The organism is Nonomuraea sp. NPDC049421, assembly GCF_040677005.1.
Classification (GTDB): domain Bacteria; phylum Actinomycetota; class Actinomycetes; order Streptosporangiales; family Streptosporangiaceae; genus Nonomuraea; species Nonomuraea salmonea.
The window spans coordinates 1-13,911 of the sequence record NZ_JBFAQA010000020.1 but is presented as its reverse complement, the minus strand read 5'-3'; the positions used below and the strand labels follow the sequence as shown (position 1 = coordinate 13,911).

11 protein-coding genes and 2 pseudogenes are annotated in these 13,911 nt (G+C 69.8%); 6 read left to right on the top strand and 7 right to left on the bottom strand.

All coding sequences use genetic code 11. The features are described from left to right. Positions 1–99: 99 nt before the first annotated feature. From AB0K18_RS29975 to AB0K18_RS29965, 3 genes and pseudogenes are all read left to right on the top strand, one after another. Positions 100–471 carry a TetR/AcrR family transcriptional regulator gene (locus AB0K18_RS29975; RefSeq protein ID WP_364920712.1) on the top strand — a complete coding sequence of 124 codons (372 nt, stop codon included), beginning with the start codon at positions 100–102 and terminating at the stop codon, positions 469–471. After that, positions 468–629, top strand: a pseudogene (locus AB0K18_RS29970) (nitroreductase family protein); the annotation flags it as partial. The gene AB0K18_RS29975 and the pseudogene AB0K18_RS29970, both read left to right, overlap by 4 nt. 397 nt (positions 630–1,026) lie before the next feature. Next, positions 1,027–1,674 carry an L-2-amino-thiazoline-4-carboxylic acid hydrolase gene (locus AB0K18_RS29965; RefSeq protein WP_364920709.1) on the top strand — a complete coding sequence of 216 codons (648 nt, stop codon included), beginning with the start codon at positions 1,027–1,029 and terminating at the stop codon, positions 1,672–1,674. A 5-nt stretch (positions 1,675–1,679) separates the two neighbouring features. On the opposite strand, the gene AB0K18_RS29960 is transcribed toward AB0K18_RS29965, so the two are convergent. The 6 genes and pseudogenes from AB0K18_RS29960 to AB0K18_RS29935 all read right to left on the bottom strand — a co-directional run bounded on the left by AB0K18_RS29960 (position 1,680) and on the right by AB0K18_RS29935 (position 10,376). After that, entirely contained in the window at positions 1,680–2,882 is a 1,203-nt protein-coding gene (locus tag AB0K18_RS29960; RefSeq protein ID WP_364920706.1) for a low temperature requirement protein A, read from the bottom strand. A gap of 839 nt (positions 2,883–3,721) precedes the next feature. After that, on the bottom strand, positions 3,722–6,187 hold the full coding sequence (locus AB0K18_RS29955; protein WP_364920703.1) for a tetratricopeptide repeat protein: 2,466 nt from the start codon (positions 6,185–6,187) through the stop codon (positions 3,722–3,724). Between the two features lie 398 nt (positions 6,188–6,585). Beyond that, on the bottom strand, positions 6,586–7,884 hold the full coding sequence (locus AB0K18_RS29950) for an MFS transporter (protein WP_364921178.1): 1,299 nt from the start codon (positions 7,882–7,884) through the stop codon (positions 6,586–6,588). Between the two features lie 151 nt (positions 7,885–8,035). Further along, a pseudogene (locus AB0K18_RS29945) lies at positions 8,036–8,221 on the bottom strand (LuxR C-terminal-related transcriptional regulator); the annotation flags it as partial. A 209-nt stretch (positions 8,222–8,430) separates the two neighbouring features. Further along, positions 8,431–9,117 carry a response regulator transcription factor gene (locus AB0K18_RS29940; protein WP_364920700.1) on the bottom strand — a complete coding sequence of 229 codons (687 nt, stop codon included), beginning with the start codon at positions 9,115–9,117 and terminating at the stop codon, positions 8,431–8,433. Beyond that, the gene (locus AB0K18_RS29935) at positions 9,114–10,376 is read right to left on the bottom strand and encodes a histidine kinase (protein WP_364920698.1); all 1,263 of its coding nucleotides are present in this window, start codon (positions 10,374–10,376) and stop codon (positions 9,114–9,116) included. The genes AB0K18_RS29940 and AB0K18_RS29935 overlap by 4 nt, the downstream gene beginning before the upstream one ends. Positions 10,377–10,659: 283 nt before the next feature. On the opposite strand from AB0K18_RS29935, the gene AB0K18_RS29930 reads away from it, so the two are divergent. Further along, a complete protein-coding gene (locus AB0K18_RS29930) occupies positions 10,660–11,574 on the top strand; it encodes a hypothetical protein (protein ID WP_364920695.1) in 915 nt (304 codons plus the stop codon). On the opposite strand, the gene AB0K18_RS29925 is transcribed toward AB0K18_RS29930, so the two are convergent. Beyond that, positions 11,575–12,078: a MarR family transcriptional regulator gene (locus tag AB0K18_RS29925; protein WP_364920692.1), complete on the bottom strand. Its 504-nt coding sequence runs from the start codon at positions 12,076–12,078 to the stop codon at positions 11,575–11,577. It abuts the gene before it with no gap. A 54-nt stretch (positions 12,079–12,132) separates the two neighbouring features. On the opposite strand from AB0K18_RS29925, the gene AB0K18_RS29920 reads away from it, so the two are divergent. Together AB0K18_RS29920 and AB0K18_RS29915 are read left to right on the top strand one after the other, a co-directional pair. Then, positions 12,133–12,852, top strand: a complete 720-nt coding sequence (locus AB0K18_RS29920) for an SDR family oxidoreductase (RefSeq protein ID WP_364920689.1) — start codon at positions 12,133–12,135, stop codon at positions 12,850–12,852. Positions 12,853–12,896: 44 nt separating this feature from the next. Beyond that, entirely contained in the window at positions 12,897–13,808 is a 912-nt protein-coding gene (locus tag AB0K18_RS29915; protein ID WP_364920686.1) for an SDR family oxidoreductase, read from the top strand. Positions 13,809–13,911 lie beyond the last annotated feature (103 nt).

The following is a 13,911-nucleotide window of genomic DNA, read 5'->3' as shown; positions in this document are numbered from 1 at the left end:
CTTACAACGGCAAGATCAACTTTGTGGGGAAATGATCATAAATGCTGCTGACCTGGACGTAAGCGGAACCCACCCCTTGACTACGCCGAGCGGTCCGGAGTGGGCAAGCCGAGCATCTACCGGGCCGTCGGCTCGAAGGACGAGCTGGCCGTGGCGTACCTGCGGGAGAAGGGCATCTCGCCGCAGGAGATCATCGAGGCGGTCCGCGCGGCCTGCCCCGGCGATCCGCGCGCGCAGCTGCGGCGCGTGGTCGCGGAGATCGCCGAGGCCATCGCCGCACCCGGGCATCGCGGGTGCCCGCTGGCGAACACCGTGGTGGAGTTCCCCCAACGTGCCCATCCGGTGCGCGTGGCGGCCCAGGAGCAGAAGCAGCGCTACCTCGAGCTCTTCACCGAACTCGTCGAGCCGCTGCCCCTGGCCGATCCCGGGCGTCCACTGACGTTCTGCCGCCCGAGTACGCCGAGCGGTTGATCCGCGATCGGCGTTCGGTGCGCGCGTTCCGTCCCGATCCCGTGCCCGACGACGTGATGCGGGCCGTGTTCTCGCTGGCCGGCGCTGCGCCCTCGAACAGCAACACCCAGCCGTGGAGCGTCGAGGTCGTCAGTGGGGCCGCCCGCGACACGCGCTCAGCGCGGCGCTGCTGGCGGCTCACGCCCGTGGGGCGCTGTCCACCGACTTCCCTTACAGCGCCGACCTCTACACCAGCGTTCACGCGGCCGGTGCGGGAGCAGCTCGGGGTGCGTGATCACAGGCTGCTGTTCGGGGTCTCCTTCGGGTATCAGGATCCCGACGTGCCGGGCAGCGCCGTCCTGACCGGCCGGGCTCCCCTTGAGGAGACCACCCGCTTCTGGACGTGATCGTTCCCGGCATGCCAGACTTGTCGGGAAATATCAGCAAAAGCTGGTCAGCGCCTGGTCGGTCGGTGGAGTGCGCTGGCGTGCTCGCTCGGTCGCGGGCATGGCCGGTCACACCTCCAGGCGGGGGTCACGGTCGTGTACGCGCCGAGCCGTACACGAAAGGATCACCATGTCCACCGACCAGTTCGGGCTCGCCGGCGGCGGCTACGTCCCCGACCCCGATCGCGACACGACGCTGCTGCTCGACGCGTTCTACGACCGCCTCTCCGAGTACCCCACGGCTGCCATGCGGGCACGGCAGGACGAGCTCGAAGCGGCCAACGAGCACCTGATCGTCGACGAACCCGCCCGGCACAACCTGCGCCTGACCCTGGCCCTCGTGGCCGCCTACGAGGTGCTCCTGCCCAGGCTGGGCCGCGAGCAGGCCATCGACGCCGTACGCGCGGCCTTCGTCGAACCGCTCGGCGACACCATGAAGCAGGGCACCCGGGCGATGCTCGACACCGCGCCGGACGCCTTCCACGCCATGGTGGAGCTGAGCAGGTCGCGCGAGGAGTACGCGTTCGGGAAGGGGTTCGTCTTCGAGCGGCCGGTCGATGACGGCGCCCGCTACCACCTCGACGTACGCCGGTGCTTCTACCACGACGTCCTGGTCGCCAACGAGGCGCCGGAACTGACGCCGGCGATGTGCGCGTTCGACGCCAACTGGATCGAGGCCATCGATCCCGACCGGCACGGTTTCCGCTTCGAGCGCCGCACCACCATCGGCACGGGCGGCACGCACTGCCCGTTCCACTTCAGCCGCGACGACGGCTGACGTCCCTACGTCAGTGCTCCATCCGCTCTGTCGCCGCGAGCCCTCGCGGCGACAGAGCCCGTCATGACGATCGTGGCGGTGACCAGGAGCACGCAGCTCGCCGCGATCGCCGCGACCACTCCGTGCACGCCGATCCAGGGTGCGGCCACCGGCAGCGCCGCGACCACGGCGGCGAAGGCCCACAACACCACGGGAGGCACCACAGGCCGCGCCGCGATCAGTCTGTAGACCGCCCCGAGCAGCAGCAGGAACACCCCCACCGGGATCGCCACGGCGTACCCCAAGGTCAGCGGCCCGGCGACACCATGCCCGCCCTCCTCGGTGGCCGCCTCCAGCCCGGCGCCGAGCGCGGCCAGCGCCGCGAAGATGCCGTAATGCCCGTACCCCCACAGATAGGACCGATCGCGCCGCCCGCTGAGCCCGTCCCCGGCCTCCACCAGGAAGTACAGCCACCACAACGCGAACAGCACCACGAGCCCCGACACCGCGACCACCACGAACCGGCCGCCGACCTCGCCCGCCTCCATCGCCGCCGCCACCCCTCGGGACACCGCGAGCACGCTCTCACCGAGCAGGATGATCGTGAACAGCCCGTAGCGTTCGGCGATGTGATGCGGATGCCAGGTCGTGGGCCGCTCGCGCTCCGCCCACGGGGGCACCGCGAGCTCCAGCAGCGCCAGGATGACGAAGAGCGGCAATTCGGCGCTCACGGGCGCGAGCACCGAGTGGTAGAGCCAGCCCGCCGTGACGACGGAGATGCCGGCGGCGTACCGCAGCGCGGTGCGGCGCCGCGCCGGGTCCCCCGAGGCGGCCCGCAACCACAGCAGGACCAGGCCGGCCCGCATGATGACGTAGCCGAGGGTGACGAAGCCGTAGTCGGCGTGCTCGGCCGCGACCGGCACCCCGGCGGCCAGCACCACCACGCCGGCCATCTGCACCATGGTCAGCACCCGGTAGCCGACGTCGTCGGTGTCGTAGGACGAGGCGAACCAGGTGAAGTTCATCCACGCCCACCAGATGGCGAAGAACACCTGCAGGAACGGCGCGATCCCGCCGGCCGCGTGCCCCTCGACGATCGCGTGCGCGAACTGGGCGGTGACGGCCGCGACCGCGACCACGAAGGTGAGATCGAACAGCAGCTCCAGCGGGCTGGCCACGCGGTGCGGCTCGTCGATGGGCCGCGCCCGCATCCGAACCCTGATCCTCATGCCCTCTCCTGTCACTTCCGGTACGTCTGTTCTGCCTCTTGAGACAGGACGGCGCCCCGGGTTGTGACAGCCCCTTCAGAGAAACCGCCCGGCCGCGTACAGGTAATCGAAGACCATCTGGTCGATCGCGAACACGCGGTTACGGTCGGCGTTGCTCAGCCAGGCGACCCACCTTCAGCGCACTCACCGCCGATACCAAGACCCCCGTCTACCCAGAGGTCACCACCGCAGCGGCCGAGAGGACCGCAGCCTTGTTGTTCGACAAGGAAGACCAGACTGCGGTGAAAAGCACATCCCATGAGGAACTGACAGTCGGATTGAGTATTTGGCCCCGCATTTCCACCTACTCCGGGGAGCGGGGCTGCTGCGCTTGGACCGAGTAGGAGGCCGCAAATGGATCATGGTCTGCGGAGGTGGGAGCGCAAGCGTTTTTCCCACTCGCCGTGTCGTCATAGTGACGCCATGAAACGCATGCCGCCCCTGAGCGTGCGCAAACTGCACCGGAACCGCTTACACGTCGGGTACGGCGCACGGAGGGAAGCGGCGCACCTCGTTGGTCATGTGGTGGCATTCAGGATGCAGAGGTGGCGGAGCGGCGGTGTCGTTTTTTGAGCGGAGGACGCAACGCGGTGACTCGAGTGGTCGACGATGAGCTCGCGCTCGTGAAGTCGTCTGCGGCGGAGGCGGATATCCGTCCTGGTTACGTCGGTTTGTGCAGTTTCTGCTCACCGCCGTACGCACATCGGATGCAGGGTGCCATGGTCGACTGGCGATCGCGCGCCACTGGACGCCGTCGACCGCCACGGTCCTGCTCCGCGGCGTTGGATGACGTGGCGTCATCATTCGTCGGCTTGCTGTTGCTCGGCCTCTGCAAGGTTGGCCTGCGCGGTAGCGCGGTTTTGATCATCCTTTGTAGTGTCAAATATGGACACGGCCTGTTCGAACGCTGTGATGGCTTCGTCGAAACGCCGCACATCTTGCAAGGCATTCCCGAGACAGATCAGCGCTTGGCCTTCGTTGTGCTGGTCGCCCAGCTCTCGGAAGATGACGGCAGCGCTCCGGCCAACGATGATGGCCTCCTCGAAGCGTCGCACCTCCCGCAAAGCGATCCCGAGGTTGCCCAGCGCCCGGCCTTCGCCGTGCCGGTCACCCAGGCCCCGACAGATGTCCAAATCCTGCTGGTGGGTGGTGATCGCTTCCTCGAAGCGTCGCACCTCCCGCAAAGCGATCCCGAGGTTGCCCAGCGCCCGGCCTTCGTCGTGCCGGTTATCCAGCTCTCGGAAGATGGCGGCAGCGCCCTGGTGAGCGGTGATCGCTTCCTCAAAGTGTCCCCCCTCCCGTAGGGCGTTCCCGAGGTTGCCCAGCGCCCGCCCTTCGCCGTGCCGGTCACCCAGCTCTCGGAAGATGGCGGCAGCGCCCTGGTGAGCGGTGATCGCTTCCTCAAAGTGTCCCCCCTCCCGTAGGGCGTTCCCGAGGTTGTTCAGCGCCGGGCCTTCGCCGTGCCGGTCACCTAGCTCTCGACAGGCATCTAGGGCTGCATGGGCCACGGCCAGCTGGTCATCGAGATATCGACGCCAATTCAGGTATGGAGCGATGATGCCCGCCAGGTCGCGGGCATAAGGCAAGTATCGGGGATGGCGGAGGCTGGTGATGGTAGTGACCAGGTTGTGTCGCTCCGCATCCAGCCAGGTAAGAGCCTGCGCGTGACCAGTGAAACGTTTACCGGCCTCGCCGCTTGGGCGGCTGAGTATGTGGCTAACTGCCGCCTCGGCAATCTGGTGGTAATAGTTCAGGAGGCGTTCCAGTGCGTCCGCCTGGGCGTCGTCCATGGTGTGTTGGACGGCTTGCTCCCCGGCATGTAGACGTACCAGGTTGTGCATGCTCCAGCGCTCGCCTGGATCACCAGTGAGCAGGTGGGCGACAGTCAGCTCGAGCAGTTCGCGCCGTACCTGCGAGAGAGGGCGGCCGTCGTACGCGGCGGCCGCCTCAGTAGACAGATCGATCCCGGGCGCGCTCGCCAGTAAGCGGAACAGCCGCGCCCGGTCCGGGTGATGCCGCGTCAGCCGCTGGTAGGACAAGTCGAAGGACGCGCGCACCGCAATGGGTCGGTCGGGGCTGGTGCCCAGTGCCGCGATTACATTCAGCCGTTCACCGACCTCGGCCAGCTCGCTGGCCATCGCGGCCAGAGGCCGGTCTGGCTCGGCGGCCAGGAGAGCGGCGATGATCTGCACCGCCAACGGCAACCGGCCACCCAACTCGACGATCGCAGCGGCAGCCGTCCGATCGTCGGCCACCCGCTCGTCGGGGCGCCGCACCTGTAGGGCTCGCTGCAGTAGTTCGACTGCTTCAGCTTTGTCTAGCACATCGAGGTCGAGCTGCCGAGCCGTAAGCGACAGGGTATGCCGGGAGGTGACTAGCAACCGGTGGCAAGCCTGCGTCGGCACCAGCGGCGCGATTTGATCAGACTCGACAACATTGTCAGCTACAACCAGCACTGCCTGCCCGTCCGTGGCGCGCTCAGCCAGTACCGAGTGGTAGGCGGTGAACACCTCTTCCTCGCCGACCGGCAGTTTCTCAGCGGGGACGCCGAGCCGGCGCAGCAGCTGTCCGGCGGCGGCCAGCGCGCTGACCGGTTTCGATCCATCGGGGCTGTAGCCGTGCAGGTTCATGAAGAAGATTCCGCCAGGAAACCAGCCCTGTGACTGCGCATTGTGGGCGGACACTAAGGCGAGCGCGGTCTTGCCGACCCCAGCCATCCCCGCCACTGCCGCACAGGTCACCGCAGCCGTGCTACCAGGCCCAGCCGCCGCAGCACCTCCGACAGACGCCACCTTGAGGAAGGCGGCTAGGTCCTGCAGGGCGCGAGCACGGCCGGTGAAGTCGACCGGTGCGGCCAGGAGGCCATCCAGCGCCTGCGGAGCCGGTTCACGCGGCGGCTCCACCCGCACATCCCCGTGCACATCGCCAGTGATCACCATGCCGACCTGCCCACTGATGGCCAGGGAACGCTCATCTGAGATCAGTGACCCAATATGGGCGCCGATCACCAGACCACCTGACATCGTGTTCACGGCGGGAGCCTGCGTTCCGCTTGTGGCAACCTTCGGGGCAGCAGACCCTCCGGTCGGCGAGCGCAGTTGCAGCCACAATGCGGCGCTGCCCAGTACCAGGCCGATGACCATGCTAATTACGCTGGCCCTCTGATCCAGCACATTCAGCACTGCCGGCGGCAACCCGAGCGGATTACCCAAGAAGAACAGAGCCGCCCCACCGACCAGCAACAGCAGTGCCGCTGCCGTCAGCATCCGGAAGGCCCACCGCCATCGGCGACGCGCTGCAGCGTCAGGAGAAGAGGGCGTCATCTTCCCACGATGACGGATCTGCTCCACCTGAGCCACGGGTGACGTCGATCCGTGACCGACTAGGACGTGTTTCAAAGGATGATGAGCCAGTCGTTGAAGGCTGCGACGCGACCGCGAGTAGCCGGCGGGCTGTGCGCCTCGGATGTGCCATGGAGTCTCCCGTCTCGCGTGGTCGCCCGGTGGTCCCGGGTGATCACTTAGCAGTGAACGGGAAGACGCGGCGCCGCGATAGTACGCTTTCGCCCGGTCTGGGGGTGCCGACACGGCCGTCCATGAACGTTTACCGAGATCCCGGACGCGAGCCCGGCCGCGACGCCGAAGATCACAATGTGATCACCGCATCAGGAGATCGGCTCCCGGCTGAGGCCCAGGTCGGTGCCCTTCGGCTCCTTGACGGCGGTGACGGCCGCCAGGGAGACGACGCAGAGCACCATGATGTACGCGCCCACGGACAGCGCCGACCCCGTGCCCTGCACCAGGGCCTGCGCGATCGTGGGGGCGAAGGCGCCGCCGAGGATGGCGCCGAGGGCGTACCCGATCGCCGCTCCCGAGTAGCGCACCGAGGCGGGGAACATCTCGGCGTACATCGCCGACATCGGGCCATAGGACAGGCCCAGGCCGACGGTCAGGACGATGATCGCCGCGGCGAACAGCCAGATGTCGCGGGTCTCCATCAGCAGGAACAGCGGCAGCATCCAGACGAACACCAGCGCGTACCCGATCTGGAACGTCCTGACGCGGCCGATGCGGTCGGACAGCGCGCCGCCGTACAGGGTGAAGATCAACCACGTGGCCGAGCCGGCGACGGTGGCGAGCAGGACGGACGGGCGGGACAGGCCGAGCGCGGTGGTGCCGTAACTGATGAAGTAGGCGATGAGCAGGTAGCCCGCGGCGTTGTTGGCGACGAAGATCAGGGCGGTGAGCAGGACGTTCTTGCTGTGACCGCGGAACAGGTCGCGCAGCGGCGCGGAGGACGTCCTGGTGCGCTGCTGCAGCTCCTTGAAGACGGGGCTCTCCTCGACGGCGCGGCGCACGAGGTAGCCGATGACGATCAGGGTCAGGGAGAGCAGGAACGGCACCCGCCAGCCCCACGCCTGGAACTGCTCGGGGGTGGTGACCGTACTCATGATCCACAGGACGCCGGTCGCCAGGATGAGGCCGATCGGCACGCCGATCTGCGGGAACGTGCCCCACCAGCCGCGGCGCTCGCGCGGCGCGTGCTCCACCGCCAGCAGCGCCGCGCCGCCCCACTCGCCGCCCGCGGAGAAGCCCTGCACGATGCGCAGCAGGATGAGCGCGATGGGCGCCGCGACCCCGATCGACTCGTACGTGGGCAGCAGGCCGATCAGCGTGGTGGCCCCGCCCATGAGCAGGAGGGTCATGACGAGCATGCGCTTGCGTCCGAGCCGGTCACCGTAGCGGCCCGCAACGATCGCGCCGAGCGGGCGGAACAGGAAGCTGATGCCGATCGTGGCCAGCGAGATGAGGGTGGCCAGGCCGGGTGCCTGCTCGTTGACCGGGGCCAGGAAGAGCGGCCCGAACACCAGGCCGGCGGCTTGGGCGTAGATGAAGAAGTCGTACCACTCGATGGTGGTGCCGGCCAGGGTGCTGGCGAGGACCTTGCGGTCGTCGCGGGTCATGGAGCGCGGTTCGCTCGTCACGTCGACTCCGTTCGTGCTCGTGGGGGGCTGGTGGGGCTGTCATCGGCCACGGTGGATCACCCCGCCGCGTGGCCGGCGCCTGGCCACGATCACCATTCAAACCCGCGCGTGGTGATTTGTCAGACCCCTTTCAGCCGACCGTGACGAGGCCGCTCTCGTACGCGGCGATCACCAGCTGGGCGCGGTCGCGAGCGTGCAGCTTGGCCAGCAGCTGGCTCATGTGGGTCTTCACCGTGGCCATGCTGAGGACGAGGTGCTCGGCGATCTCCGTGTTGGACAGCCCCTGGCCGACGAGCTGGAGCACCTCGCGTTCGCGGGCGGCCCATCACCAGCTTGGCTCGGCAGCACGAAGGCTTCTGCCCTCCCGGTACCGACTCGTGGGGGAGCGGAGACGGAAGGCTGCGCCCACCCACCTTCGCGGCATCAGGCAGGGCGGAGGTCTGCGCCCGCCGGCCTGGGGAAGAGGCAGGGCCGCTGCTCGCTGGCTTTCCATGGGTGGCGGCTTGGGTCTGCCGAGCGGCTTGGTCAGGGGTGGGGGTCGGTGGAGGGGCGGATGAGGCCGGTTTCGTAGGCGAGGATCACCGCGTGGACGCGGTCGCGGAGCAGGAGCTTGCTCAGGATGTTGCTGACGTGGGTTTTGACCGTTTGCTCGCCGATCGTGAGGTCGGTTGCGATTTCGGCGTTCGATCGGCCGCGGGCGATCAGTTCCAGGACTTCGCGTTCTCTGGCGGTGAGTGTGTTCAGTTCGGGGGGTGTGGGGTGGGAGATCCGAGCGGGTGGGCGGGTGCGGACGAACTCGCCGATCAGGCGCCGGGTGATCGACGGGGCCAACAATGCCTCGCCGGCGGCCACCACGCGTACGGCGTCCACCAGGCCGGAGCGGCGGACGTCCTTGAGCAGGAAGCCGCTGGCGCCCGCGCGCAGGGCCTCGAAGACGTACTCGTCCAGGTCGAACGTGGTCACCATGAGGACCTTGACCGGGTCGGTCGTGCCGGGGCCGGCCAGGCGGCGGGTGGCCTCGAGGCCGTCCATGCGGGGCATGCGCACGTCCATGAGCACGACGTCGGGCCGCAGCCGGCGGGCCGCCTCGACGGCCTGCGCCCCGTCCGTGGCCTCGGCCACCACCTCCATGTCGGGCTGGGCGTCGAGGATCGCGTGGAAGCCGGCGCGTACCAGCTCCTGGTCGTCGGCCACGACGATCCTGATCGTCATCGCGGTCCGCCGATCGGGAGCCGGGCGACCACGGCGAAGCCGCCGCCCCGGCGGGCGCCGGCGGTCAGCTCGCCGCCGAAGAGGTTGACGCGTTCCCGCATGCCGATCAGACCCTGTCCGCCTGCTCCGTCTCGGTCCTGGCCGTGCATGACGTGTTGGTCGCGCCCGATGCCGCCGGTCGGCCCGATCCCAGTGAAGCTGCCTTCGTTGTGGACTTCTATGTGCAGGTCGCGGTCGGTGTGCCGGACCCGTACGCGTACCCGCGCCCCCGCCGCGTGCTTGACCACGTTCGTCAGCGCCTCCTGCACGATCCGGTACGCCGACAGGTCCACCCCGGCGGGCAGCGGCCCTGAGCGGCCGTCCATCTGCAGCTCGGCATGGACCCCGGCGCGGCGTGCCTGGTCGATCAGGTCGGGCACCTGCGCCAATCCGGGCTGGGGAGCGAACGCGCCCTCCCCCGCGGGCCCCTCCCCCGCGGGCCCCTCCCCGGGGGGGTCCTCGTCGCGAAGCACGCCGAGGAGGCGGCGCATCTCGGTCATGGCCTGGCGCCCGATGCCGGCGATCGTGTCGAACGTCCGCTCGGCCGCCTCCCCGTCCCGTTCTGCGAGCACCGGTCCCGCCTCGGCCTGCACGACCATCATGCTGACGTGGTGGGTGACCACGTCGTGCAGCTCGCGGGCGATGCGGGCGCGTTCGGCGGCGACCGCGCGGCGGGCCTCGAAGTCGCGTTCGCGGGCCAGCAGCTCCGCCCTGGCCTCCAGCTCGGCCGTGTACGCCCGCCGGATCCGCGCGCTGTCCCCCAGCACCCAGGCTCCGGCCAGCAGCAGCGTGGTGAAGACGACGTCCAGCAGGTCGCTGTCGGTGGCCGGCACCAGCGAGACGACCGCCACGCTGAGCCCGGTGAGCACGCCGACGACGATCGAGACGGTCCTGCCGCACCAGGCCACCATGGTGTAGAGGGCGACGACGCCGCCCAGCGCCACCGGCGTGACCAGGTCGGGGTAGGGCGAGGCGCCGTACACCGCCGACACCGCCCCCACCCCGAGGTTGATCCAGAGCGGGTGGCGGCGCCGCCACGTCAGCGGCAGCGTGACGAGCAGGACCAGGAGCACGGCGAGCGGGCCCGGGGGCGGCAGGTGCTCGATGGGGGCGCGGACGAAGAGCGCGATCAGGGAGATCACCGCGAGGAGGACGGCGAGCGCCCCGTCAGCGGCCACCGGATGCTCCCGGAGCCAGGCCGCCACCCGTTTCGTCGGCATACGCCCAAGTATGGGGCGCGGCGCCGCCGTTGACCTCCCTCCAAGGAGGGAGCCCTCCCCGAGGACCGGTGACCCCAGAGCGCGGCGCCGACGTCGACCACTGTCCAAGAGCGCGCCGCTGACCTCCCTCCGAGGAGGGAGGCTCCCCGGTGTGGGTGAGCGCGTGGTTCGTCGTGGCGGGGGATCCGGTGCGGGCGGCCGGGCGCCTACCGTCTGAGGTCATAGGGATCCCGCTGGAACACCGGTTCGCCGTCCTTCATCCGCTGTCACCAGGAGGTCCCCCATGTCCACGATTCACCCGCCCCTCCCCCGCGTCATGTGGGCGTCGCTGCGCAGCACGTTCTGGGACGACGCGCGTGGCTACCAGCGGCTGGCGTACGTCGTCGGTGCCGCTCTCATCCTCACCGGCCTCGCGCACGGCGTGGTCTGGGCGGTGGTCGGCGGGTCGGCGGAGGGCCCGCTGTCGTGGCGCAAGCCGGTCACGTTCGGCGTCTCGTTCGGCCTGACCACGCTCACGCTCGGCTGGATCGGCGGCCTCCTGCGGGCGCCGGCGTGGTCGGGGTGGCTGGTGTCGGTGCTGCTGTGCGGCTCGACCGCGCTGGAGGTGCTGTGGGTGAGCGTGCAGCGGGCGCGGGGCGTACCGTCGCACTTCAACGACATGACGGCGCTGGACGAGGCGCTGTTCACCTGGGGCGGGGTGACGATCGCGGTCACGATCACCGCGCTCCTCCTGATCACGGTCGCGGCGTTCACCTCGTGCACCGCGGACGCGGCGATGGCGTGGGCGATCCGCGGCGGCATGCTGGCGCTGCTGGCGGCGCAGGTGGTCGGGATGTGGATGACCGCGCACGGGATCGGCCTGCTCGATGCGGGGGTCTCGCCGCTGACGCACTCGATGACCACGTACGGGCAGGCGGGCGCGATGAAGTACGCCCATGCGGTGCCGATGCACGCGATCCAGGTGCTGCCGGGGCTGGCCTGGCTGATGGGGTTCGGCAGGTGGTCCGGCCGGGCGCGGCTGCTGGCGATCAGCGCGGCCATCGCGGGGTACGCGAGCCTGTTCGCCGTCGCGTACGGCCGTACGGCGCTGGGGCTGGAGCCGTTCGACCTGGTCAGCGCCTCGACGCTGCTGTATCTCGTCCCCGCGCTGCTGCTCGGCGCGGCCTCGGTCGCGACGGCGGCGGCCCTGCGCCGCTGATCAGAGCCGCTGCCGGACCTCGGCGGTCAGCTTGTCCAGCAGGTGGACGAGCGTGGCGCGCTCCTCCGGGGTCAGGCCATCGACCAGGGACGCCTCGCGGCCGAGCACCGAGTCCACGGAGCGTTCGATGAGCGCGTGGCCCTCGTCGGTCAGCGTGACGAGGACGCTCTTGCGGGCGGTGCCGCCGGGCGCGCGGCGGATGAGTCCGGTCCGCTCGGCCCTGGCCACCCGCTGCGAGATCGCGCCGGCCGTCACGAGCGTGCGGCGGGCGAGCTCGCGGGTGCTCAGCCGGTACGGCGGCCCGGACCGGCGCAGGACGGACAGCAGGTCGAGGGTGGCGGCGTCGATCCCGGCGGCGCGCAGCACCCGGGCCCGGTCGTCGGCGAACATCTTCGCCAGCCGCCAGATCGGCGTGACGATCTCGATGGAGGAGGTCGGCGTGCCGGGACGTTCGCGCTGCCAGGCGGCGGCGATCTCCGCGGGGCTGGTGGGGATGTCGGCCATGTCACGACCCTTCGCTATATTTAGAGCTAAACATACCCGCCGCCAGGAGGAGACATGGGCAGGACCGTACTGGTCACCGGGGGAACCAGCGGCATCGGCCGAGCCGTCGCCGCTCGTTTCGCCGCCGACGGCGCCGACGTCGTCATCACCGGCCGCCGGGCCGACACCGTCGAGCCCGCCGCCGAGGAGCTGGGCGTGCGCGGGCTGGCCTGCGACGCCACCCGTCCCGACCAGGTCGCCGCGCTGGCGGCCGAGCTGAGCGGCCCGCTCGGCGTGCTCGTGAACGCCGCGGGCGGCCTGCCCGCCACCGCCCCCGAGGGCACGCCGCCGCTGGAGGCGCTCGCCCTGCAGTGGGAGTCGAGCCTGTCGCTGAACGTGGTCGGCGCCGCCCTCACCACGGCCGCCGTGAGCGACCGGCTGGCGCCCGGCGGCACGGTGGTCAGCATCGGCTCGATCGGCGCGGAACGGCGCGGCGGCTCGTACGGCGCCGCCAAGGCCGCGCTCGCCGCCTGGAACGTCTCGCTGGCCGCCGAGCTGGGCGCCCGCGACGTGACCTGCAACGTCATCTCGTCCGGTTACGTGACCGGCACCGGCTTCTTCGGGGGCGGCATGACAGAGGAACGCCATCAGGCGCTGGTGGAGGAGACGCTGCTGAAGCGGGCCGGCACGCCCGAGGACATCGCGGAGACCGTCTTCTTCCTCGCCTCGCCCGGCGCCCGGCACATCACCGGCCAGACCATCCACGTCAACGGCGGCGCCTTCACGACCCGCTGAAAACATGACACGCCCTGTCGGGTTTCCTCGTTACGTTCAGCCGTATGAGCAACCTGAAGGGCAAGATCTGCCTGGTCGCGGGCGCGACGCGGGGCGCCGGCCGGGGCGTCGCCGTCGAGCTGGGCGCGGCCGGCGCCACCGTCTACGTGACCGGCCGCACCACCCGGCACAAGAGATCCGAGTACGACCGCGCCGAGACCATCGAGGAGACCGCCGAGCTGGTCAGCGCGGCCGGCGGCCACGGCATCGCCGTACCGGCCGACCACCTCGACCGCGAACAGGTCAGGTCGCTCGCCGAGCGCATCGGCCGCGACCACGGCCACCTCGACGTCCTCGTCAACGACATCTGGGGCGGCGAGTTGCTCGCCCAGTGGGACACCCCGCTGTGGGAGCACGACCTGGACGCCGGCCTGCGCCTGCTCCGGCTCGCCATCGACACCCACGTCATCACCAGCCACTTCATGCTGCCCCTGCTGATCAAGCGGCCGGGCGGCCTGGTGGTGGAGATGACCGACGGGACGAAGGAGTACAACGACCACAACTACCGTGTCTCGTTCTTCTACGACCAGGCCAAGAGCGCCGTCATCCGGCTCGGGTACGCGCAGGCACACGAGCTGCGCCCGTACGGGTGCGCGGCCGTGGCACTGACGCCCGGCTGGCTGCGGTCGGAGATGATGCTGGAGCACTACGGGGTGACGGAGGAGACCTGGCGCGACGCCACGGCCCGCGAGCCGCACTTCGCCATCTCGGAGTCACCCCGCTACGTCGGCCGCGCGGTCGCCGCGCTGGCCGCCGACCCGGACGTGATGCGGTGGAGCGGGCGGTCGCTGTCGAGCGGGCAGCTGGCCCTGGAGTACGGCTTCACCGACGTGGACGGCTCCCGCCCGGACTGCTGGCGCTATGTGGTGGAGGTGCAGGACGCGGGCAAACCGGCCGACGTCACGGGCTACCGCTGACCGCGCCGCCTAGATCGTTGATGTGAAATTCGGGTTAGTGATCGTAGGCGATCAGGGATCGTTTCACGGGTGCGCCGATGTTCCAGTTGTGCCAGATGACGAC